Source organism: Arthrobacter sp. NPDC056493, assembly GCF_042795115.1.
In the GTDB taxonomy this organism is placed as follows: Bacteria; Actinomycetota; Actinomycetes; order Actinomycetales; family Micrococcaceae; genus Arthrobacter.
In genome coordinates this window covers 5,344-27,649 of record NZ_JBHTSL010000068.1, presented here as the reverse complement: position 1 = coordinate 27,649, position 22,306 = coordinate 5,344, and the positions used below count along the sequence as shown (strand labels likewise).

General features: G+C 58.6%; 25 protein-coding genes. 7 read left to right on the top strand and 18 right to left on the bottom strand.

The genetic code is table 11. From position 1 onward, the window contains the following. Positions 1 to 1,153: 1,153 nt before the first annotated feature. The 8 genes from ACFQ50_RS21055 to ACFQ50_RS21020 form a co-directional block, all read right to left on the bottom strand. Positions 1,154 to 1,552, bottom strand: coding sequence for a hypothetical protein (locus tag ACFQ50_RS21055; RefSeq protein ID WP_377997567.1), 399 nt, complete (start codon positions 1,550 to 1,552; stop codon positions 1,154 to 1,156). A 59-nt stretch (positions 1,553 to 1,611) separates the two neighbouring features. Next, entirely contained in the window at positions 1,612 to 1,812 is a 201-nt protein-coding gene (locus tag ACFQ50_RS21050) for a hypothetical protein (protein WP_377997566.1), read from the bottom strand. A 578-nt stretch (positions 1,813 to 2,390) separates the two neighbouring features. Beyond that, positions 2,391 to 2,525: a hypothetical protein gene (locus tag ACFQ50_RS21045; protein WP_377997565.1), complete on the bottom strand. Its 135-nt coding sequence runs from the start codon at positions 2,523 to 2,525 to the stop codon at positions 2,391 to 2,393. A gap of 203 nt (positions 2,526 to 2,728) precedes the next feature. Further along, the gene (locus tag ACFQ50_RS21040) at positions 2,729 to 3,169 is read right to left on the bottom strand and encodes a hypothetical protein (protein ID WP_377997564.1); all 441 of its coding nucleotides are present in this window, start codon (positions 3,167 to 3,169) and stop codon (positions 2,729 to 2,731) included. Positions 3,170 to 3,277: 108 nt separating this feature from the next. Continuing rightward, complete coding sequence (locus ACFQ50_RS21035) at positions 3,278 to 3,958, bottom strand: hypothetical protein (RefSeq protein ID WP_377997563.1); 681 nt, start codon at positions 3,956 to 3,958, stop codon at positions 3,278 to 3,280. Between the two features lie 216 nt (positions 3,959 to 4,174). Next, a complete protein-coding gene (locus tag ACFQ50_RS21030) occupies positions 4,175 to 4,711 on the bottom strand; it encodes a hypothetical protein (protein WP_377997562.1) in 537 nt (178 codons plus the stop codon). 142 nt (positions 4,712 to 4,853) lie between these two features. Further along, entirely contained in the window at positions 4,854 to 5,252 is a 399-nt protein-coding gene (locus ACFQ50_RS21025) for a hypothetical protein (RefSeq protein WP_377997561.1), read from the bottom strand. Between the two features lie 56 nt (positions 5,253 to 5,308). Then, a complete protein-coding gene (locus tag ACFQ50_RS21020) occupies positions 5,309 to 5,617 on the bottom strand; it encodes a DUF2283 domain-containing protein (protein WP_377997560.1) in 309 nt (102 codons plus the stop codon). A gap of 171 nt (positions 5,618 to 5,788) precedes the next feature. Between ACFQ50_RS21020 and ACFQ50_RS21015 the strand changes: the two genes are divergently transcribed. Both ACFQ50_RS21015 and ACFQ50_RS21010 read left to right on the top strand, forming a co-directional pair. Beyond that, positions 5,789 to 6,118 carry a hypothetical protein gene (locus ACFQ50_RS21015; protein WP_377997559.1) on the top strand — a complete coding sequence of 110 codons (330 nt, stop codon included), beginning with the start codon at positions 5,789 to 5,791 and terminating at the stop codon, positions 6,116 to 6,118. A 144-nt stretch (positions 6,119 to 6,262) separates the two neighbouring features. Beyond that, entirely contained in the window at positions 6,263 to 6,529 is a 267-nt protein-coding gene (locus ACFQ50_RS21010) for a hypothetical protein (protein ID WP_377997558.1), read from the top strand. 80 nt (positions 6,530 to 6,609) lie between these two features. Here the strand turns inward: ACFQ50_RS21010 and ACFQ50_RS21005 are convergent, their stop codons facing one another. Beyond that, positions 6,610 to 7,278, bottom strand: coding sequence for a hypothetical protein (locus ACFQ50_RS21005; RefSeq protein ID WP_377997557.1), 669 nt, complete (start codon positions 7,276 to 7,278; stop codon positions 6,610 to 6,612). After that, the gene (locus ACFQ50_RS21000; protein WP_377997556.1) at positions 7,275 to 7,883 is read right to left on the bottom strand and encodes an RNA polymerase sigma factor; all 609 of its coding nucleotides are present in this window, start codon (positions 7,881 to 7,883) and stop codon (positions 7,275 to 7,277) included. The genes ACFQ50_RS21005 and ACFQ50_RS21000 overlap by 4 nt, the downstream gene beginning before the upstream one ends. A 288-nt stretch (positions 7,884 to 8,171) precedes the next feature. Between ACFQ50_RS21000 and ACFQ50_RS20995 the strand changes: the two genes are divergently transcribed. The 3 genes from ACFQ50_RS20995 (at position 8,172) to ACFQ50_RS20985 (ending at position 10,428) form a co-directional block, all read left to right on the top strand. Further along, positions 8,172 to 8,900, top strand: coding sequence for a hypothetical protein (locus ACFQ50_RS20995; protein ID WP_377997555.1), 729 nt, complete (start codon positions 8,172 to 8,174; stop codon positions 8,898 to 8,900). A 262-nt stretch (positions 8,901 to 9,162) separates the two neighbouring features. Then, positions 9,163 to 9,951, top strand: coding sequence for a tetratricopeptide repeat protein (locus ACFQ50_RS20990; protein WP_377997554.1), 789 nt, complete (start codon positions 9,163 to 9,165; stop codon positions 9,949 to 9,951). Between the two features lie 90 nt (positions 9,952 to 10,041). Then, positions 10,042 to 10,428: a hypothetical protein gene (locus ACFQ50_RS20985; protein WP_377997553.1), complete on the top strand. Its 387-nt coding sequence runs from the start codon at positions 10,042 to 10,044 to the stop codon at positions 10,426 to 10,428. A 154-nt stretch (positions 10,429 to 10,582) separates the two neighbouring features. Here the strand turns inward: ACFQ50_RS20985 and ACFQ50_RS20980 are convergent, their stop codons facing one another. After that, a complete protein-coding gene (locus ACFQ50_RS20980; protein WP_377997552.1) occupies positions 10,583 to 11,050 on the bottom strand; it encodes a hypothetical protein in 468 nt (155 codons plus the stop codon). Positions 11,051 to 11,259: 209 nt separating this feature from the next. Between ACFQ50_RS20980 and ACFQ50_RS20975 the strand changes: the two genes are divergently transcribed. Continuing rightward, positions 11,260 to 12,750, top strand: coding sequence for an insulinase family protein (locus ACFQ50_RS20975; RefSeq protein WP_377997551.1), 1,491 nt, complete (start codon positions 11,260 to 11,262; stop codon positions 12,748 to 12,750). A 9-nt stretch (positions 12,751 to 12,759) separates the two neighbouring features. After that, entirely contained in the window at positions 12,760 to 13,032 is a 273-nt protein-coding gene (locus ACFQ50_RS20970; RefSeq protein ID WP_377997550.1) for a DNA gyrase subunit A, read from the top strand. 139 nt (positions 13,033 to 13,171) lie between these two features. Here the strand turns inward: ACFQ50_RS20970 and ACFQ50_RS20965 are convergent, their stop codons facing one another. From ACFQ50_RS20965 to nrdH, 7 genes are all read right to left on the bottom strand, one after another. Further along, positions 13,172 to 13,624, bottom strand: a complete 453-nt coding sequence (locus ACFQ50_RS20965; protein WP_377997549.1) for a hypothetical protein — start codon at positions 13,622 to 13,624, stop codon at positions 13,172 to 13,174. A 979-nt stretch (positions 13,625 to 14,603) separates the two neighbouring features. Then, the gene (locus ACFQ50_RS20960; protein WP_377997548.1) at positions 14,604 to 15,104 is read right to left on the bottom strand and encodes a hypothetical protein; all 501 of its coding nucleotides are present in this window, start codon (positions 15,102 to 15,104) and stop codon (positions 14,604 to 14,606) included. Positions 15,105 to 15,197: 93 nt separating this feature from the next. Continuing rightward, the gene (locus ACFQ50_RS20955) at positions 15,198 to 17,234 is read right to left on the bottom strand and encodes a hypothetical protein (RefSeq protein ID WP_377997547.1); all 2,037 of its coding nucleotides are present in this window, start codon (positions 17,232 to 17,234) and stop codon (positions 15,198 to 15,200) included. A 506-nt stretch (positions 17,235 to 17,740) separates the two neighbouring features. Continuing rightward, positions 17,741 to 18,715: a class 1b ribonucleoside-diphosphate reductase subunit beta gene (nrdF, locus tag ACFQ50_RS20950; protein ID WP_377997546.1), complete on the bottom strand. Its 975-nt coding sequence runs from the start codon at positions 18,713 to 18,715 to the stop codon at positions 17,741 to 17,743. 90 nt (positions 18,716 to 18,805) lie between these two features. Next, positions 18,806 to 20,962 carry a class 1b ribonucleoside-diphosphate reductase subunit alpha gene (gene nrdE / locus ACFQ50_RS20945; RefSeq protein ID WP_377997545.1) on the bottom strand — a complete coding sequence of 719 codons (2,157 nt, stop codon included), beginning with the start codon at positions 20,960 to 20,962 and terminating at the stop codon, positions 18,806 to 18,808. Between the two features lie 26 nt (positions 20,963 to 20,988). Then, positions 20,989 to 21,495 carry a class Ib ribonucleoside-diphosphate reductase assembly flavoprotein NrdI gene (gene nrdI / locus ACFQ50_RS20940; RefSeq protein WP_377997544.1) on the bottom strand — a complete coding sequence of 169 codons (507 nt, stop codon included), beginning with the start codon at positions 21,493 to 21,495 and terminating at the stop codon, positions 20,989 to 20,991. A gap of 55 nt (positions 21,496 to 21,550) precedes the next feature. Then, positions 21,551 to 21,796, bottom strand: coding sequence for a glutaredoxin-like protein NrdH (gene nrdH / locus ACFQ50_RS20935; protein WP_377997543.1), 246 nt, complete (start codon positions 21,794 to 21,796; stop codon positions 21,551 to 21,553). Positions 21,797 to 22,306: the final 510 nt, after the last annotated feature.

Here is a 22,306-nt window from a genome sequence, read left to right as displayed (position 1 = left end):
ATCGCCCTCAAGGCTCGTAACCATCCGCCGTGCGGCCACTCGATCTTCCATGAGGGATGGCGGCTCGTCGTGTGGAGTAGACCTCTGCAACTGTCTCGTTCGGGGGTTCCTAGGCTGGGATCACAAGGACCTAACCTCGCCCAGGGCGGAACATGAGGTACGCCAGTCGGATGGTGTTCCCTGAAAGGTCAGCTGCACCGACGCCCCAGAAAATCACGGCCTGTATCGCATTGCTTTCGGTGTAGGGATCAAGCCTTAAGGTCGAACGGACAACGTCTGCGTTGTGCCCCGCCAGCCACAAGGCAGGCTCTATGGCCAGCCAGCCTGCTACTGCAGCGGCCACACTCCAGCCAAGAAGTTGGAGGACCGCGAGCCACCCATCCCTAAACAATTTCCTTCGGCCGGCGCGCTTCGCGGGCCCGTTCCGGTCCCGCCGGCGTCGGTACGCTGGAGGGTCGTAACTGCGGTCCTCTCCTGACGGCGGAGGTTCAGCCTGCTCCACAGGTGGGCTAACAAGCTGCTCTCGCAGCCGGGCCAGCGTTCGCGCATTGTGCTCACGGACGATTCCTGCAAGCCCGCTCCCGAAACCATCTGAGAAAGCAATTATCTGGGACACACGTACATTGCCAGCCGGGGCTATCCAGACCAGTTGACCCAACGGGGTTAACGTCCACAACGCTCTCCCGAGCGATCTTCCTATCGCGGAACAAACCCTTTATGTGGACCTGAGTAGATGTGAGACGGACCCCGAGCCTCCAGGTTCGCCAGCTAAACCAGAGCACGAGCAAACCGATACAACTCCAGAAGACCAGCTCCTCGGACACCGTCCCGGACGGTGTCGACAAGGGAACTGAGCCTTCAGAAATCACAACGCCGAGCGACACCACAAAAAAGGCAAACATGGCAACGCGGGAGACAAACAGCTGATGAAAGCTGCTCTGATCTCCCATAAACGGCGTTCCCTTCCGGCCGCGACCACCAATAATCGAGCCTTGGCTGAGTCCAAGGATTCCAGTTTCAAAGGTTCAGCCGCGGAATACAAAACCAAACATGGACTAGACCTAACGAACTGTGCCGTGAAGGGTTCGGCCAAAGCGGCAGGGACAACTGGCCCCCTGACCTTGGCTCAAGGAAATGAATCGCTGTGGTGACGTCAGTTGAACTTCTTGAGTCTCCACTCGACGTCGCCGGCCAAAGGTACAGACAGATAAGCTCGGCCCAGGAACCGGCTTTTACGTTCGACAGGATTCCTATCGCTGAGAAGAAACTCAGTAATGTCATCCACGGTTTCCTTCGCAAAGTCGATCTGTTCCTCCATGCCTTCCGGGATTAGCTCGTATCGAATGTACTGACCGTCATAGACGATCTCGGGAGCTTCGCTTCCGAGCACAAGCGTGAAAGCTTCCAGTCTGGGCCCCCGGATCTCTATATACACGTGGTTCTCACGTACGGTCACCGTCCCGTCCACACCTTCGGGCAGACTCAGGACGATCCCCTCGACCTTCCTCGAGAGGTCCAAGAGATAGCGCTGCACATGCTGGTCGTTACTCATCGTCAGTAGTTTCTAACAAATCGGCCCGGGAAGGCCCGTATGAGGTTGCTCGACAGGAACTAATTGCTTTCGCCGGCCGGCGAAACAATTCGTTCCGGATGTTTGGGGTCCTTGCCGCGCTCCCGCCAGTACTCGTCTCGTTGCCACAACGAAAAACGAGTAACCATGGTGCCCATCAAAATGACCGCCGCGCCCAGCAGAACGACTTTTATCCAGAGCCACGGTGCGTTGTCCATTGGCAGAAAGTTCGCGATGATCATGACCACTATGCAAGCCCACGTCCAGTAAAGGAGGCGGCGCAGCCTGCGAGTCACTCGAGGACTTGCTCCACGAGGAAGCCAGCGGCTCTCTTTGGGTGATTGGGACCGCATAAGTGAACTGAACCACGAACTCTGGGAATCCGACAGCTCCTTCAAGGTTTGCGTTCATCAGTACGCCGCCGGGATTGGGCTAGCCCATGAGAACTATTCCGGTACCGGTTGGTTTTTGATTGGCTGTGCGCCGTAGGCGGGTTAGCCCCTTCTGGCTCGAGCAACATTCGCGAGGCGGCGCGCGAAGTAGATGATGGCTGCGACGCTCACTACTGTCACAATCCACGTCCCATCCATGCTGAGCGCGGGGCCGCTAGTACAGATGCTCGTAGCGCCAGACTCGATTGTGTAGTCAACGCACTCGCCTTGTTTATACCCCAGAAGCGTTATGTTCACGGTGATCACGAGGAGGATGGCGACGGCCCAAGGCCACCATCGCGGTGAATGGAATCGCGGGGTTTCATCCATGCTGTCACCATATCGACGGAGCCGACTAGTGTCTGCCCCTTGAAGGTTCGCGAATGGCGTTAGTTCCAGCTTTTGCGCTTTCCGATGAAGTAGCCGCAAAGCATTAGAACGACGCCACCAAGCACGATGAAGTACGCCCAGTTGTTGTTCGATGTGGACTGCAGGACCAACACGGTCCCGATGAGGGCGTTCACGGCACCCAAACAAAGTAGGGCGATTCCACGCCATCTGGGCGTCATACCGCCACCCTAGAGTTTCCTAATGGGAATAGCCAGACAATAGGGCTGCTGTTGGCTGGTGATTCTCAATGCGGCGCCGCCCCACAGATCGTTCGTCAGGCGATCGCTCAGCGGGCCACGAAAGCACCCTCACATCCGTAAGCTGAGGCCTCAGTCGGTTATACGGACTTGGGACCAGCCCAGTAGTTTCGACCCAAGCGCCATTCGAAGCCGTCCACCTCGATCTTGAGAACGAAGGTGCTACCGCGGCCGAACATACGACGCCGCATCGTGACCTGCCCACCTCCCTGCAGGTAGGCACGCATGACACGACACAGCTTCATCAGTTCAGCCTCCCTATCGGCCTCCAACTCGTCGTCGTCCTCATCTCCATAGTCGTCTACTAGCAGGGCCGTCTGAACATTCAATTCGGGAATATAGCCCTCCACCCACACTGGATCGACTCGAATGACTGCTTGACGAGACTCATAGGAAGGGCTGCTCACCTGGACACTGGATGAGCGGGCTGGATCGTCGGAGCTGAGATTCACAATGACGAAGTCATCATCGAAGACCTCGTCCACGACGCGATCGAGCATGGCCTTGATGTCACGGGTCATGGTCAGAGTCTTTCAGAGTCGGGTGAGGTGAAGACGGCTTCCGAAGGGCAAATGGACTAGACATAGCTAACTGTGCGGTGGCGGGTTCCCCATGAACATCGCAGGTTGCTACCTGTCAGAGGCGTAGATTCCAGGGTGAACATCGGAGCCGTGAACAACGTAGGTCTCCAAACGTGGATCGTCCCTCAGCGACTGGGTGGCTTCTTTGGAACCGGCCACGTAAACCGAATCAGCGTAGAGGTCGTTTCCCACGCACCAGGCTTTATCTGCTGGCCACCACCGGATGCTGCGTCTGGATTGGTGCTCATCGATCGCCTCGGCCGCAGCTCGTACGGGTCCCTCAAGGAGGTACATCTGCCGCTCGGGGGGAAGGAGCACCACCGGCGCCTTGGTCAGATGGTCCCTGATGCCGGAGTAGCCTATCCAGACGGCGAAGTAGCATTGGTCCGGGGTGGCCGTGTGCTGGCTGAGGACGTCTGCCAGGGCAGACGCGGTTTCAGGGTCGAGGGTGCCGAAATTAATGTTGACCTTCTCGCCCGTGCTGGCCTCGTACTCCATGCATAGGTTTTCCCCATTGGCGGATCCGTCCAAGGGGATGCCCAGTTCCTGGGCAACGGCCGACCAGCTGAGTTTCCTTCCGCCGGCGCCGACGAAGGGATTCAGAACACGAATGACTGCTGGAAAAGTCTCCGGTACGAATGTGTTTACCAAAAGCGGCGGCCCGGAAAATTCACGAGTTAGCCAGTCGGCGGGAAAGATGGAGTTGGCAGGGGTCAGAGTTGCCGTCATTTCTCGCTCCGAATCTCTGAGTGCCGCATTAGCCATTTGGGTCTCACCCTAGTGACTAACTGCAGAAAGGCACACACCGATGTGAAACTGGGCAACCACATCGTGATGCGCCACTGACGGTCCCGAGGGGGAAACTTGGACTAGACCTCACAACTTGTGCCGTGAGCGGTTAGCACGCGGGCGTGACAGGCAAGCTCCTCGCCAGAGTGCAAAACCTCATTTGGAGGGTGCGGGCGTTGGATTCTGCATTGTTCCGTGGTCGGCGAGGTGCAGGAGCTCTCGGTCGCCCAGCGGCTTAGCCAGGTTAATGGTGCTCACGGGTGTTTTCAGGACTGCGTTACAAGGCGTCGCAGGTGCGTTCTGATAGAGGGGAACGAGGGCGACCGCGGTGGAAGTTTCGGCTGTGAGGATTCCCTTGGCAGTGTCGCACGGCCCGCCTTGTGAGTACTGGACGACCAGCTTCGTACGGTCGTCGTTAATGTCCATCAACCGCCAGTCCCCGATAGTGTCGGTACCCTCATCGTAGGACTTGGCGACCAGCGGTTCCGTTGGCTTGATCCCGGTCAGGCCCACCGGCTGAAGAGGGTCCGGAGTTCCCTGGTTCCAAAGATTGGCCGGGATATTTCCCGGCAGCGCACTTGCCGACGTGGACGGTGAGGTCGGCTCCGCAGTACAGCCTGCTGCCGTCAGCGCCATGCTAGCGCTCACCGCCGTTACCGCCAGCTTTCTCAGTGGCCGCGAGAGCATGCCCATGCCCTGAAGCTACCCCCGGAAGCAACTACTGTCTACGTACGCAGTCGTCTAGGAACGTGCCCCCGCCCCGTTTAGCGTTCCCTGTGGGCATGAAGCGCCACGCTGCCGATGCCCGGCTGAGATTCGAGATGGTGGAACTTCTCTAATTCCGGCTATGGGGTTCTACGCCGTGATCCAACTGCGCCCACAGACGATCACGCGCTGGTCCAGTTACAGCGGCTGCGTCAAAGCTTGCTTCCTGGCTAGTCAGAGGATCGGTGGTGACAAAGTGCCCGCGTCGCAGTTCCTCAGCGACATGCCATTCAGGACCGTAGTCCTCTTCCAGGTAGTCGTGCTCACCGCTCAGCCAGTGCACCTGCGTCCACATGCGCTCCTCCTTGAGCCAGAGGAAGGGGAACGACCGCATAGGAGCGACCCCGGTGGTCACCCACCCCCTGGGCTCGCCGTTCAGGGACAGCTCCCACACAGCATCCCGAAACACGTCCAGGCGCGGGTCCTCGGGCCAATCCGTGTCGTCGAACCACTTATTCAGCCATCCCATGAATCAGTTGTACCAGCCCTCAACGATTCCCGAACGGTCGGCAGCCATATGAGCTGCTACTGAGGCGGTTCGGCATTGCTGCCTCTACTTTGGTGTGCCTCGGCCAAAGTCTCAGGTGCCAACTTCTTGTCGGCGTCCATCACCTCGACACCGATCAAACGCCCGTCAGTGTCAAAATCCAGGTTGATCATGCCGCCGACGGCGATGGGGTCGCACGGGTAGGTCTTGGCCGCAACGCCGGCATATCTGTCCTCTGAAAGGTAGATATAAGCCGCATTGGCGTCGGGGTCATATGCGATTCTCATTCTTCTATCGAACCAGACGAGATCTTGTCTCGTACCCTCGATTGACCCGAACGTGCTCATGCGTCCACGCTGACGAGCATTTTTGGATTAGACCAAGGAAACTGGCCCGGTTGAGGTTCCGTCTGGGGGCTGATGCGTCCTCTTCGGCCTCTCGAAACCCCACGACAGACGTTTGACTGCCTTGGGCGTGGGCTCTTCACGGCTTACATCTGGGAGAGAACAATCATGGTCATGGAGACCAAACGCTACGATTACGCACCGCGGGACGATGGCTCGCCTTACAGGTGGGACGAGCCAAGGATCGTAGAAGGATTTGATCTAGCTCCGTTCGACCTTGCATCAACACTGGAGATTAGAAATCTGCGCCACATTCTAGACAAGCTCATCAAACACCCCGGCTCACTTTCCTCCGCCGACGTGGAGAGCGTTCAAATAGCGAATGAGCTGTGTGCTTTACGCCACTATGAAGCAATCGTTCATATCGAAAATGGCGTGGCCACCGTGCCATTGCATGTGCAGCGTGCCATCCAGTCAGTCGTTGGTTCCGGACAAAGTGAATAGCCGTGCTCCCCGACCATCGTGCAGTTCGAGGAATTCCCCTTCGGCGGCGGTTAGTCCGACCATTGGACCTCGTCAGAAGCGGCAACTCGGCGGTACGCTCGCCCCGAGGGAACGCGCTAAGCGATGACCCTACGGAGTTGTGACATGAGGAAAACCGGAAAGCTTCTTCTCGTTATCCTGGCGGTCCTCGTTGTTTCTGCGGCCGCAGGATGGATAGGCGGACCCGAAGCCGGCGGCACTGCTTTCCTCATGCTGGCAATCGGCTTGGGCGCCTATTTTGCTGTTGGCTGGGGTGGCAACTACGCCACAAAAGTCGAAGGCTATCGACAAGACCTGATCTCGAAGAAGCGACTTTCAGGCAGCCATCTGGAAATTGACCAAGGCGACGAGGACAAGGGCCCGACCACCTAGACTCCTCGTGACCAAGAACCTTGTCCGAACGGTCTAGCATCACCAATTCAAGGTTCCCGGAAGAGATGAGGACACCTGGCTTAGTTGTCGTTGCGAACCAGAAAGTTCGGAGCTTGCTGACTCCAGCCCGGCTCGTTTTTTACGGATTCCATGCTTGTCTTTGCTGCTGCGGGGACGACCAGCCAGCCGGCCTCGGTTTTGTCAGGGGTTTCCATCTTCAATCCGTAGGATTCGAAGTTTTTCAAGAGCGTGCATCCGAGGGCTTTGCTTTCGCCTGTGGCATTGACGGGAATGATGCATAGCGCCTTGCCTGAGGGAGCGCCGGGCGTGAGCTTGCCCGGGGCCGGAGCACCATAGTAGGTGATCGAATTGCTGTGCCCCAGGAGCCTGGTCTGGGTGGGATCGATGCCTACGCTGCCCAGGGATGGGAGTGCCGTGGACGGCAGCTTGTCGGCCTCCTGCTGGGGGTGGGTCAGTGATTCGATGATCCGTGATGCGTCGTCTGACCGATCCGTGGGCGTGAGTGCCAGGGCCAGTGCACCACAGGTCAGGGCGCCTGCCACGCTGCCGGCGACTAACCGCTGTCCTAGGTGTCGGTTTTTGTTTACGGGCTTGCTTTCCCGCAGGATCCGCTCCTTGGTGCGGGTTACGTTTCTTTGATCTGGATCCCGCTGGAGGGACGCAGGGAGCTGGACCAGCTGCCGGCGCAGTGCGTCACTGCGATCAGCCTGAAATTCATGGGGACTCACAAGGATCTCCCTTCGGGAAGTACCTGGCCGGTTAGGAAGCGGCGTGGGTTCAATCGCATGTATAGCGCACCGAGGCGCGTCTTGGCGCGGTGTAGACGTGACTTAACCGTGCCCTCGGCAATTCCAAGTGCAGCGGCAGCTTGTCTCACGCTCAGACCCTCAACTACACACAGAGTGAGCACGTCGCGGTCTTGGGGCTTGAGCCGAGAGAACGCCGCCCGTAGCACCGTCGCCTGCTCGTCACGCTCGCTGAACTCAGCGAAGTCCTCGGCCACGTCTCCTCCCATAGCCGGAAGTGGCAACTGATCGAGGAAGGCCTTGTACCGTCTTCGCTGACGGGTGTGGTTGCGGATCGTGTTGTTCGCCGTGACCAGCAGCCAGGGAACAATGGAGCCGTTGACGATGCGCACGTACTCCCGGCGACGCCAGGCTTCGTAGAAAACAACGGCCGTGATGTCCTCCGCGTGATTGGAACCGACGACCTTCAACACATGGTGCAGGACCCGGTCTCGGTGCCGATCGAAAAGGTATCCAAATGCATCGCCATCACCGGTAACAGCCAACAACCATAAGGCTTCGTCAGCATGCTCTGATCCCCCACTCATACTCCATAGTGTCCGGAGTGCTGAATTGGTTCCATGTTCCTTTGAGGAAATTCTTTTCGTAACTGGTTCGACTCCATGCGAAGTGACTTCAAGCTGTCTTGTGGAGGGTTCCCGGAGGCGAAAATGGACTAGACCTAGCGACATGTGCCGTGAAGGGTTCCCCACGAAGGACAGTCCTGGTGTCCGGCCGTAGCCAACTTCGGTTGATCGACGCCCTGAAGGTCGGCTTACGGGCCGGCCACTCGCAGGTCCGTTGACAAGGGAACGAAGGCTCGTCGACAGTGGTCCATGGACACATCGGCGCGGGATAGAAGGATTCGGATCGGTGCGGGGCTGATCATGGTCGGGCTCGCCGCCACGTCGGTGATCATTGTTTTTGCCTCCGCCCCGGACCCCCGAACCGAGGTCGTTCCGATCATCGTCGCCTGCGGGCAAGCGCTCCTTACATTCGGCCTCGGGGCCTGGCTTGCCTCCGGCAGACGCGGCACTGCGGACCTGGTTCCGGTCCCTGGCATCTGGAGGAGAATCTTTCTCCTCATTACTCTTCTGCTCGGCGTTTTGCAGTTTGCGTGGCAGTCAATCGCTGATCCCCGCCATCTGGTGCTAGCCGCGTTCTGGCCCAACTTGGTAGGCATAGGGATCGTCCTGCAGTTCGGGCCCGGCCGACATCACTTCCAGAGCGAGGAGCAATGGATCACTGCCTTGTCCCGTCAGGACACGGTGCACGCCTTGACCCGGGTATTCGGCCAGCCCGGATTGACTACGAAAGTCACGGGTTCGGACGTTTGGGTGGAAATCAGCCGAGAGTGGGAGGGCGACTGGCGCCACCGGGATGCTGCCAAACACCTGAAAGTGCGGCCCCATATCCGTTTCGTGATTGATGCCACCAACGACGGAACTCGGGTCACCGCGTTTAGCCGCGAAATCCAGCTGGGGGCGTACGACGTGTTGAAGCTCTCGGAGGAAATGAGCGAATCCGGGGTGGCTCTGGCCAGACGGGCCACGGCGTCGACCTGACTAATGCCCTTTCAGGTCCGGACAATGGCGGGACCTCCTTCTCCTTAGCCGGATAGGAACGCCTCTGTACCGCATTAGGTTGTGCATGAAAGCTGAACCACATCCCCAGGCCCGCGGACTGTGCAGTGAAGGGTTCCTCCTTGAAGTGGCATGAATTGCTAGCTCTGTAGGAAGTGCTGCCATAGTCTGTCTCTGATGCTGGGCCTGTGGCTCCGTGTTTTTTCCGTACCGTTCCAAGAGGGATCCGAAGTCAGGCAGGGCAGTGAAAACCGCAGAGACGGAAACGGTGGACTTTCGATCGTCCGTGGAGCTGATCCTGTCGGGAGACCCCGACGGCCTTTTCAATGCAGCGAATGACCTCAGACAGATTTCCAAGTCGGAAGCGGTTGAATTCCTGTACCGCATGGCCATTGAGCAGGGCGTGAAGGAAGCGTACCTGAACTATGGGGTGTTCCTTCACGAGATGGACCGATCCAAGGAGGCCCTGGTTCAATTCGAGAAAGCACATGCCGTAGGAGATCCGAAGGCGGCATTCGCTCTGGGAGAAACCAATTGGGAGATGGAACGGCATGCTGAAGCCATCAAGTGGCTGCGACTTGCCGGCAGTCACCCCGCCGTGCCGCTCCGTCTGGCCATGTCGTACCGAGCGATGGGCGATGAAGAATCAGCTGTGAAGGTTCTCCGGGAAGGCAGCGAAACAAGCGCCGAGGCGGCAGTGGAATACATTGACACCACAAACGAACTGGACCTTGAAAGCGCAATCAGACTGCTGGAAAAGCACCTTCAAAACGGTGAAGTAGATGTCTTGATTATGCTGGCCGTCCTCTATTCCAAGGCGGGAAATCCGGACAAAGAGATTGAACTCCTTCGACGCAGCGTGGCGGAAGGCGAACCGAATGCGCTGCATAACTTGGGCCTCGCGCTCTGGCAGGCCGGGCATGCTCGGGAAGGCAAGGCCCTCCTGAAGAAGGCAGCGCAGCAGGGCGACAAACTGTCGCCCAAGGTCCTACATAATCTTCGCGGCAAACAACGGCACATACGGCTGAAGTAGGTCCGTGCCAGCGAGCTCGTAGAGTCCTTGAACCCAACGCCGGTTGACGTTCGGATTCGACACCGAAGGGCACGGCCTCATAATCAAAATATGATTTCCGGTTCACGTGATTCGTCACGTCCCTACTTGTCCGTCGGCCCCGAAGGCAAGGATCGGGCGTCCATTGGGCTGTGCCATGCTGGATCGCATGCTGGATGTTTCGTTCTCTACTACTCCCAGCCTTCAGCTACGCCGGCGTGGTATCTTCTCGAGTTTGCCGGACCGGAATGCATGGTGGAAATCCAGGACAGTGACTACTCATTCTTTGCCGGAGACGAGTCCGAGATGGAGGAAATGCTCGATTCCTTCAAGATCGTCTGGTTCGACGGGGATAAGGCAAAAGCCTTAATGTATGCGCACTTTCCCGGAATTGGCCCCGGCATACTTCAACGCTGCCTCGGCTGGGTGAGGCGTTGGCGCGTTAGAACGCGGCACTGAGTTGCGGTGGCTCGAACTCTATCGCAGTTGTCGGATGAGAGTTCTTGAGGGGAAGGTTGGACTAGACCTACCCAACTGTGCCGTGCAAGGTTCCTCAAGCGTGTTGACGGAGAAGCCGGTCAAGGCTGTCCCGGTCCTTATGGGGCGGGAGCTTCTAGCCGGCCGCTGGACTTAGAACAGCTTCAAGGAAGATGTATAGAACGGGGATAAGCGCATAGGTCGCCAAACTGCTGGCCAACAAGGAATTTCCCTCGATGACGGAGGGGCCGCCTGGCAGACGTGCAGGAGAACGCGGAAACCAGAGTCCGATAAGCCAGCGGATATAAATCTCCAGCGCACTGAGGATACCGGCTAGAGGTCCGAGTAGGGCGATGACTGTCATGGCAGGCACCAACCACGGTGCCCACTGCAGGAGTACCCAGGTAACCGGGAGGACAGTAATGGCGGCGATGGTGAGCCATGCAAACGCCCACTCCATAACGGCGAGCTCGTTGTCGCGGAGAGTCCATTCTCTGAACTCTTCCTGCAGGGCGGAATTCCTCAATTGCTTGGCGAGGTTCCACCCGTAATAACGTCTGGTTCGCTGGAAAGTGAGCCACCGACAGAGGTTTATCCACTTCATATCAGTGGTACCTCTTAGTAATCTGCGCCGCGACCATAGTCGCAGCTTAACTGCCCGCCGTGGGGCCGGGCGAACCACGGCATTGCCGTCATTGGACTGGACCAAGGCAACTGGCCCGGTTGAGGTTCTCTACGCCGATGCCGCCGCTTCCTACCTGGGGTTCGCGTCTCAGACTCTGCTGAATCGCTCGATCTGCAAGACTGTGACCCATGATGCAGACGGTGCACACGACCTCCCACAACAGGATTACCTCATTTTGGTTGGACCGCGATGGCCTCTGCACTGGCACGTTGATATTCGGTGTCGGAATGCGCGATGAACCACCCACGCTTGCCGGGATCACCCACCTGCTTGAGCACGTGCTCTTGCGCCTTGTGCAGCCCGTAACGATCCTGCACGGCGGTACCGTGACCACGGACTCACTCCAGTTCTACGCCGTAGGCAAACCGGATGATGTTGCCGGTTTCCTGAATGCGATCGCGGCCGCCGTATCAACCTTTCGAGAGCTAACTGATGAAGTTACCGCCCTTGAAAAGTCGGTCCTTGAGGCCGAGGACCCGCACAAGTTCAGCAATGTCTCCAGCGGCTTATTGACCTACCGGTACGGAACGAGCGGCGTGGGAGCCGCACAATTCGGGGCACCGGCCACGACCGGTCTGACCAAAGCTGAACTTATCGAATGGGCCTGCCGCTGGCTCGTCGCCGGCAATACCGCCCTCACCTTCACCGGCCCCGTGCCCTCAGCCTTGGATATCCGTCTGCCAGCGGGTGGAGCCGTAAGTCATCATCAGGATCCACCCCTCATCACGACTCCGACCGTGATCAAGTCCCGGAAACAGGGCGTCGCGCTGTCTCTTCTGGCGCCGTCCCAGGACGCCGATCTTCTCTGTGAAGCACTGCGCTACGAACTACTGGCCCGGCTCCGGCACGAAGCCGGAATCATCTATTCCGTCGAGAACTTCACCACCGCGATCAATAACGACCAGAGCCAACTCGACCTCATTCTCGATCCGGTCAGACAGAACACCGTCCCGGCTTTCAAGGAAAGCATCAACACCCTCCGCGGCATTGTCGATGCCGGGTTCAGTGAGGACGCCGTCCAATCAGCCCGGCACGCCCTGACGGCCGAGTTGGGATGGGACGACTACGTTCCCCAGGACTACCTGGACCAATTGGCGATTAACGCCCTGCTCGGACGAAGCACTCGGGACCGGCAGGAACTCCTCGACCGGGCGCCAGCAATCACCTCCGCCGAACTCACAACGATCCTGAGAACCAGCATCGGCTCGCTGATCGTCGCCGTCGATAAATCGGTGAAACTTTTCAAGGCGGACGCCGGAAGCCTAGGACTTGCGATGGATCGTTACGAGATCTGGCAGCGGACCAAGGAAGCGAAAAATCGTCAGTCGCCAGTAGAAGGCCAGCATGGAAATACAACATGGCGCCATAAGTCCTCCCCCACCACACTGGTGCTGACCTCAACACACCTTATAAGCCAGAACTCCGGCAAAACGAAGACCATCTCCCTGGCCGACCTGACCGTCGTCGAAGACCGCAGCTGCGGCTGCATCTCACTAATCGACCAACGAGGCAGAAGCAGCGACCTCAACATGGATGAATGGAAAGCCGGCAAGAAGCTCAGGAAGCAACTGATCGACGCATTTCCGCCCGAAATCATCCGACCTTTCCCAGAAGAATAGATGCTCAGGATGGAGGAGGATGAGCGGCAGACACGGCAAGAATTGATGATCGTCGATGCCCTGGTACAGGCGATGGATCGGCGTGACGAAGTCTTCCAGGTGATTGAGGATTCAGAGGACAGCGAGGAAGCAATCCGTCGGGTGGGGCACATGTTAGGTGTCGGAGAGTTGGCCAGCCGGGCGGTTCTCGACCTACAGGCCCGAAGATTCACCCGCGAACAGCGTCAGGCCATCGCCTCCCGTGCAGAAGAACTTAGATCAAGACTGCCTGGAGGCCGCTGAGAATTCCATGCCCTCCGCCGATCACGAGTCCATCGTCCCCGATGACTGTCCTGCGGCTCAGCCATCCAATTTCCAGCTCCCCCATTGGAGTAGACCAAGTAAACTGGCCCGATTGAGGTTCCCAAAAGCGGAGCCAACCTCACTGCGGACGGATGTCAGCCCAGACGTCCTCGAGGAGCGGGCCGCCAGGCGGCCGCAGCTTGTAGTAGCGCTTCAACAATTCACGGCGTTCTGCATCGGTGGCCTCAACCTCATCCGCAAAGCTGGCAATGGATTGTGCGATGTGTTCAGCCAGCGGCGCTGTCTTCTTCAGATCCGCGGAAGCATTCGGATTGGTCGCCGCCCACTCACGTAGCTCCGGGAAACGTTCCACAATCCTGTTCAGGATGTCGGGTGGAGTCGTGTAGTTCATTGCGAGCGAGTTATAGACGTCAATCTCGTCGGTGTCGGCCAAAATTAGAAAAACCTCTCTACTCAGGTTTTCCCGGCCTGCTATGGCCGATTTCTCATATAGAGAACCATTCCGTGCAATTTCCTCATCGGGCCGGTCAAATTTGTCTGACGGAGTGTAATCAAAAGTAAAACCTCGCATCGCTTATCGCTTTCCCTAAATGGCTCATGGGGACAGCACCACAGATGGATTCAATGGGGCCAATAACGCCCACTTTACGTCACCCCGCATCCATGTAGTTGCTCCAGCGGAGCCATTGGCCTAGACCTCCAGATATGTGCCGTGCAGGGTTCGGCTAGCGGAGGGCACAATTTGCCGTAGGCCAACCTCGTAAAAACGATGGTGCGCCAAAGTCTGATTAGCGATTTACGGACCCGAACAATTCTGCCTCGAACTGGTCTAACGCCTCTGGGTATCCGGCCACATCGATGGGTCCATAAGTGGTCTGGAGGGAGACCACTCGGAGCCCCGGACCGAAGTTGACCGCCACGTAATCCCGCACCTCCAACTGTGTACGGTCTGGAGACATTCGGCCGTTGACAGGGAAGGTCGCAGGCTTGATCCAGGCTCCCTCCCGGGACTCATCCGTCACGAAGTCCACGAGCGGTGCGCGCACTGAAATCAGTCCCCGCACCCAGCTATTGGCCAGACCGCCAGGCAACGGCTCAGGCGAACCAACCCAGACTTCCGTCCATCCCCGCCGCCGCCATAGCTTGAACCTGAGCCGGTTGACTATCAGGATGGCCAATAGCCAAATCACCCACATGGCCAGGAAGGTGACAAAGAATAGGGGAAGCGAGTCGGGCCGGCGCCCATTAACCACCATTAGGAAGATTGAAGCCACAGCTGTGGTAATGACACTGCCAAGGCCGAGCGATACCAAACGCCTGATCCTCGATCTCCGTTCAGCCATGCCACACTCTAAGCCCGAATCATTGACGCTGTCTGCTGCAGGCACTCACGCCCATTGGTATGCGGTGCAATTCGAAATGACCTTTCAGAAGCCTTAAGCATGGGCCGCTTAAACCCCTAGCAACAAGTTTTAGCGGCATCAGCCATGGTCTAGACCTAATGACTTGTGCCGCGAGGGGTTCCTCACAAGGCCCGCGAAGCCGCCATCTCATGGGGACTGAAGCGCCCGATTCAAGGGGGTAGGCAGTAGGTGTCCATACAGCCAGGCAGCAGCCACCTCCTTGTTCGACATGCTCGGCTCTGAGCGCGCCGTCTTGGGGCGGCCATTAGGGTAGTCGGGGTCGGCGATCCTGAACTTCGATCTGAGGTCTGCCACTTCCTTCCGGTGAGCGGGGGACGTGGCAACCAGTTCGGAAAGGACGTTAAGGACTTTGTCGTAGTGGACGCCATCGTCTTTCAAAAAGAGCGGGCGAACCCGCGCGGCAGCGGACTCCACCTGCTCCGTCGGAAGCAACGGAGCAGGCTTCATCTCAACGGACCTCTCACCAGTCTTGGTGTTGACGATGAGGTTGAACGTCATGGTCCACGCTGCGTATTTTTCGAGGGCCAGCTTGTCCTGGGCCAGAGAGTGCTCCTGGACCAGGCGTGCACGCAGCACGAACCTTGAAATCGTTTGGAGCGCCGCCGCCTTCCTGGCCTCTTTTGACATGCCCTGTCACCCTTCTGCTCTGGCGAGTCCTTGAATGCCGATGGACGACAATCTTCCCGGTTGACTCCTGCTGCTTCGAGCTGGGGTAACGCATTAGCCTCCCAGCGCTCGAAGGTACCGCCCTTCCAGGTAGTTCTCATGAGCGCGCCTGAATCTACCAGCGGTACCCTTGATGCTCCCGCCCCACATCAACGTTGCGAATCCACCGATGCCTGCGAAGGCGAGGCAGAAAGGCATGGCAGGCTTTCCCCAGCCTGGCATGATGCCGTCGGGAAGGAAGGTAGCGAAGGCGGCGTAGAGGAGCACTACGCCGCAAAAACCCAGAACGACCCAGTAAGTTACCGCCGCATGTCGTTTGGCCTTCGCGCTTGCTGCTTTACGCAAAGTCTCAGCTTTGGTCTCGAGGGCCACGACTCGAGCTTCCAGTGTTGTCGAGCGGTCCTCTGCCGCTAGCTTGGCCGCATGCTCGGATGCCAGGGACCTTTCCCTCTCTCGAAGGGATTCTTCGACGTTTTCCAGCGCCGCTTGTGTCTTGCTCGCCGCCTTGGAGGCGATGTCGCGCTCACGCTCGGTCGTAGCCAGGATGTTTGCCCTAACCTTGTCCAAGATCTCTGCCACGGTCTCAGCCGTCACCTGGTCGGCATCTCCCATTGTCCGGTCCATGAGGCTACGCTGAGCTTCGGTCGAGTAGCGAAGCAGCATCAGGTCATTTTCTGATGCTTTCCCCCGGCGCCCCAGTCGGTCAATCTCTTCAAGGTAGCGGTCCCAAATCCGGCCACCAGGTTCAAGGGCAGCGAAGCAGTCGGCAAGAATTTGGCGTCGAGGCAGTGTTGGTGCAGCTTGCGGCTTCTTGAGCCAAACGAGAGTGGCAAGGTGGTGATCAGTCAGCACGGGAGGCCAACCATGATCGCCTTCTTCCCTGGCGAAAAACAGGCGACCGACCCGCGCAAGGCCTCCGTTGGTGGTGACCAGTAGTGCGCGACATGTTTCCAAGCGAGAACTGCTTCGCCCGCCACGAAGGCGGTGAACAGCCGTGAGACTGTCCAAGTCATTCAAAAGTGTGTCCCGACTTGAATAAGTGATGCTCGCATCCATTACTTCTTCTAGGGCCAACTCATCCACTGTAAGCTCGGCAGTAGCTGCGGGACGTTCTCGGATCGTCAATCCTAGAGCAGCGACATCTTCCTCGAGACGCTGTGACAGCAGGAGAATGTCACTGCCACTGAACCCTTCGCTGGCAAAATATGCATCAGTGGCCCGGCGGTGGCTTCCATGAAATCCTCCATGCAAAGCTTTCGCCGCAGACCGGTCCAAGATCCCCTTAACCTCGCTCACGCTATGTGTAAAGCACGCGAGCTCGGCTCCCGCAGCTCGCGATAATGCGAGAAGGTCTTGGGCAGCAGCCTTTGCATCCCCTCCCTCGTAACCCAACGCCTTCAGAAGGACAGGAGCATCGAAATACAGCGTCGTCCTGTCGAACCTTTTGCCGAGTTCGCTGTTGTTCGGGAGGTAAAGGGAAACTGCGAGCATGCTCCCTTTGACGACCGTTTCGAGGTGCTCGAAGGACGCCGGCATACTACTCACGACGTCACTTATGAACGAGTTGACGATGTATTCCGTGTCGGGGCTGGACCGAGGAGCGGGGCGCGAATCATACGGCGCGCCTTTCATTACGGAGCCCAGAATGGGAACCGAGTGTTCCTCGATGTAATTCAGCAGTGCGTCTTCAGCGTCCTCCACGCTAAGGATCCGCTCAAACCGGTTTGCCGCATATGTGACAAGCTCATTGACGAGAGCGGACTGCTTCCTCAGATAATCGGCTTTCTGCCGATTCAAGTCCCGGATGTCGTCAAACTTTGTTGGATCTGCGATGAAGGTGCCGTTTTCGCGCCGGCCATACTGCTTGTGGGCAGCCCTGCGGCTAAGGGTCGTGAGGACGCCCTCGGGTACGTCGATCCCAAATCGTTCCCTAATGTGCAGCTTGGCCCCAGCTGGTGTAATTGGCCCGCTTGCACCCTTAGCTGCGTCCAAGAAAAACGGTAGGAAGTTATCGACGTAGCTTTCTTGGGAGTAATCCCAGTTTGATTTGATGATAGCGAGGCTAGCCAGAAGCGAATTGCTGGTTGTCATCATTGCCCTCACTTAGCGACCACATCCTGAGTCACAAAAGTTCCCCAATAGGCGTACAAGTGTCCCTTTACCTCTTTCGGGCGGTCTAGACTGACCGCAACGCGGATCCGAATTAACTGTTTGTCCTAATGAACAGCGCTGGGGACGTCTGACATCCTCCGCGCCTCATCACGGCATGGGCCTTCGTTAGGCGTGATTCGCTGCGGGAAAGCATGGGAATTGTCAGCTACCAGGTCGCGTTGACGCCGGGTTGATATTCCCGGCGCCAACATCGACACCAGTCACTGTCGAAGGACTTCCTAATTGCTCGGCTTCCAACCGCCAACCTACAATTTGCTCCCCAAGTCGGAACGACATTCCGGGAAGTGCTACCGCTACGACCGTGGCTGGGCTGGCTCAAATAGCTTGAAACAGCGAGTCAACTAAAATGAAACAGGCTCAAGTAGCTTGGAACCTCACAACGACGTCGAACTAAGGGACCGCAAGAAGAGGAGGAGGAAGAAGAACTAGAAGTCCCAGTCCTCATCCTCAGTATTGACAGCCTTGCCAATCACGTAAGAGGACCCCGAGCCCGAGAAGAAGTCGTGGTTCTCGTCGGCGTTCGGCGACAGGGCCGAAAGAATGGCCGGGTTCACGTCCGTGACGGAGGCGGGGAACATGGCTTCGTAGCCCAGGTTCATCAGCGCCTTGTTGGCGTTGTAGTGCAGGAACTTCTTGACGTCCTCGGCCAGGCCGACGCCGTCGTAGAGGTCGTGCGTGTACTGGACTTCGTTCTCGTACAGCTCGAAGAGCAGTTCGAAGGTGTAGTCCTTGATCTCCTGCCGGCGCGCTTCGGAAACGGTCTCCAGTCCGCGCTGGAACTTGTAACCAATGTAGTAGCCGTGCACGGCCTCGTCGCGGATGATGAGGCGGATCAGGTCAGCCGTGTTCGTCAGCTTGGCGCGCGAGGACCAGTACATGGGCAGGTAGAAGCCGGAGTAGAACAGGAAGCTCTCGAGCAGGGTGGAGGCCACCTTGCGCTTCAGGGGGTCGTCGCCCTGGTAGTAGTCCATGACGATCTGGGCCTTCTTCTGAAGGTTCTCGTTCTCGGTGGACCAGCGGAACGCCTCGTCGATCTCCTTGGTGGAGGCCAGCGTGGAGAAGATGGAGGAGTAGCTCTTGGCGTGCACGGACTCCATGAAGGCGATGTTCGTGTACACGGCCTCTTCATGCGGGGTGATTGCGTCCGGGATCAGCGAGACGGCCCCGACGGTGCCCTGGATGGTGTCCAGCAGGGTCAGTCCGGTGAACACGCGCATGGTCAGCTGCTGCTCCGCCGGGGTGAGCGTGTGCCACGACTGGACGTCGTTGGACAGAGGCACCTTCTCCGGCAGCCAGAAGTTGTTGACGAGGCGGTTCCAGACCTCCACGTCCTTGTCGTCCTGGATGCGGTTCCAGTTGATGGCCTCGACGTGGCTCAGCAGCTTGACCTTTTCGGTCATGTCATCCCCTAAGAAGTTGGGTGGGTTCTTACTTAAAGCGTACGACGGCGGGCGGGCACCCGCCGTCGTACGGTCACGATTTAGTTGAAGCTACAGGGCGCAGCTGACGCAGCCCTCTACCTCGGTCCCTTCCAGCGCGAGCTGGCGGAGGCGGATGTAGTAGAGCGTCTTGATGCCCTTGCGCCAGGCGTAGATCTGGGCCTTGTTGATGTCGCGGGTGGTGGCGGTGTCCTTGAAGAACAGCGTCAGCGACAGGCCCTGGTCCACATGCTGGGTGGCAGCGGCGTACGTGTCGATGATCTTCTCGTAGCCGATCTCGTACGCGTCCTGGTAGTAGTCCAGGTTGTCGTTGGTCAGGTACGGCGCCGGGTAGTAGACGCGGCCGATCTTGCCTTCCTTGCGGATTTCAATCTTGGCCGCCACCGGGTGGATCGAGGACGTGGAGTTGTTGATGTAGCTGATCGAACCCGTCGGCGGCACGGCCTGCAGGTTCTGGTTGTAGATACCGTGCTCCACGACGGAGGCCTTGAGCTCGCGCCAGTCATCCTGCGTGGGGATGTGGGTGCCGGCGAACAGTTCGCGGACACGCTCCGTCTCCGGGGCCCACTCCTGCTCTGTGTACTTGTCGAAGAATTCGCCGCTGGCGTACGTGGACTTTTCGAAGCCGCCGAACGTCTGGCCGGTTTCGATGGCCAGCAGGTTCGACGCGCGGATGGCGTGGAACACCACGGTGTAGAAGTAGATGTTGGTGAAGTCCAGGCCCTCGTCGGACCCGTAGTGCACCCGCTCGCGCGCCAGGTAGCCGTGCAGGTTCATCTGGCCAAGACCGATGGCGTGTGACTGCGCGTTGCCCTCAGCGACAGACGGCACGGAGTTGATGTAGGACATGTCCGACACCGCGCTGAGTGCACGGATGGCCGTCTCGATCGAAGCACCGAAGTCCGGGGAATCCATGGTCTTGGCGATGTTCATCGAACCGAGGTTGCACGAGATGTCCTTGCCAACGGTCTCATACGTGAGGTCCTCGTTGTACAGGGACGGCGTGGAGACCTGCAGAATTTCCGAGCAGAGGTTGCTCATGGTGATCTTGCCGTCGATCGGATTTGCCCGGTTCACAGTGTCCTCGAACATGATGTACGGGTAGCCGGACTCGAACTGGATTTCCGCGAGGGTCTGGAAGAACTCCCGGGCACTGATCTTGGTCTTCTTGATCCGGGAATCGTCAACCATCTCGTAGTACTTCTCGGAGACCGAGACGTCCGAGAACGGTACGCCGTAGACGCGTTCGACGTCGTACGGCGAGAACAGGTACATGTCCTCGTTCTTCTTGGCCAGCTCGAACGTGATGTCCGGGATCACGACGCCGAGGGAGAGGGTCTTGATGCGGATCTTCTCGTCGGCGTTCTCGCGCTTAGTGTCCAGGAAGCGGTGGATGTCCGGGTGGTGGGCGTGCAGGTACACGGCACCGGCGCCCTGGCGGGCGCCCAGCTGGTTGGCGTAGGAGAAGCTGTCTTCGAGGAGCTTCATGACCGGAATGACGCCGGAGGACTGGTTTTCGATCTGCTTGATCGGCGCGCCGTGTTCGCGGATGTTGGTCAGCGAGAGGGCAACGCCGCCGCCGCGCTTGGAGAGCTGCAGCGCGGAGTTGATGCCGCGGGCGATCGACTCCATGTTGTCTTCGATGCGGAGGAGGAAGCAGGAGACGAGCTCGCCGCGCTGGGCCTTCCCGGCGTTAAGGAACGTGGGCGTTGCCGGCTGGAAGCGGCCGTCAATGATCTCATCCACAAGGCGGCTGGCGAGCTGCTCGTCGCCGCGGGCCAGGTGCAGGGCGACCATGCACACGCGGTCCTCGTAGCGCTCCAGGAAACGCTTGCCGTCGAACGTCTTCAGCGTGTAGGACGTGTAGAACTTGAAGGCGCCCAGGAACGTCTCGAAGCGGAACTTCTTCTTGTAGGCACGGTTGAACAGGTCACGGATGAAGTTCATCGTGTACTGGTCGAGGGTTTCGCGCTCGTAGTACTGGTTCTTCACCAGGTAGTCGAGCTTCTCCTCGAGGTCGTGGAAGAAGACCGTGTTGTTGTTCACGTGCTGCAGGAAGTACTGGTGGGCAGCCTCGCGGTCAGCCTCGAACTGGATTTCGCCGTTCGGACCGTACAGGTTCAGCATCGCGTTCAGCTCGTGGTAGCCCAGGCCTTTGTAGGCAGCGGGGAGCGCCGGCTTCTCCTGCTTTTCAACAGCCGTGTCCATGGACGCGTCCTTTCCTTCGGGCCTGGTTACTTCTGTGTCTGCGACAGTCGTGTCCAAAACTCTTCCAATCCTTCTTGTACACGGGAGACGTCTTCCGGCGTACCCATGAGTTCGAACCTGTATAGGTGGGGAACATTGCACTTGGCGGCGATGATGTCGCCCGCCATGCAGTAGTTGTCCCCAAAATTCGTGTTTCCGGCCCCGATGACACCGCGGAGCAGCCGCCTGTTATCCGGGTTGTTCAGGAATCTGATGACCTGCTTCGGCACTGAACCCTCGCCGCCCGTCCCGCCGTAGGTGGGGACTACGAGCACGAACGGTTCGCAGGCAACGAGGGGTTGGTCCTTCGCATGCAGGGGGATCCTGGCGGCATCCGCACCAAGCTTCCCAATGAAGCGGCTGGTGTTCTCGGAGGCCGAGGAAAAGTAGATGAGGCGGCTGTGGGTCTGGTTCACGGGCGGTGTCTGACTGACGGGCGTCGTGTCCGCAGCACGGGCTGCGGCCGGCGCTTCGGCAAAGGCCGGCGCGGCCATGCGAGTCACCTCATCTACTTGGGAATTCTCTGCCGGAAACGGCTTGGGCGCAGCCTTAGGCCACAGAAGCGGTCGCGCTGAGCGCCAGCTCTTCGATCTTGTCCGGGCGGAAACCGGACCAATGGTCCTGGTCCGTGACGACGACCGGTGCCTGCATGTAGCCGAGCGACTTCAGGCGCTCAAGGGCGTCCGCGTCCTGGGAGATGTCCACGCTCTGGTAGGCAATGCCCTTCTTGTCCAGCGCACGGTAGGTAGCGTTGCACTGTACGCAGGCCGGCTTGGTGTAAACCGTAACGGTCATGGTTCCTGTCCCCTTTGTTGAAGTCACTACTGCTGCACTCTTCTGAGACCTTGCTGGTGTCTCTGTCTTTAAATCTCCGGCATCGTAGCGGTGGACTCTGCCCGGACCTTACCGTCCAGTACTGGCTGCGCCGGTCTCCCGCTCAATCTGTATGTCGATACTACATGTAGTGCGCGGCCCCGGATGGGACCCCAAGATGATGTATTACAAGTATGTCATTTAATGCACTTTTAATCCACAGGCCGGGGCCTGCAAAATGTCCGGATTTCCGGGTTTTTGGCGGACGGAATCCACACCCTGTGGAGTAGTTAGACACATTTAAACGCCAGCGTGTCGTGCCGCAGACGGCGTGTCGCGGCACCCCCGACGGCACGATTCGGGTGGCCCGGAACACAACAGTGGGGGTCCCGAAGCATGCTTCGGGACCCCCCCAGTTATTAATCAAACCCCCGACAGCGGCGGGACCAACCCGCGGGGCGGGCCGGCTGCGACAGCAGGGGCGCCCCGCCG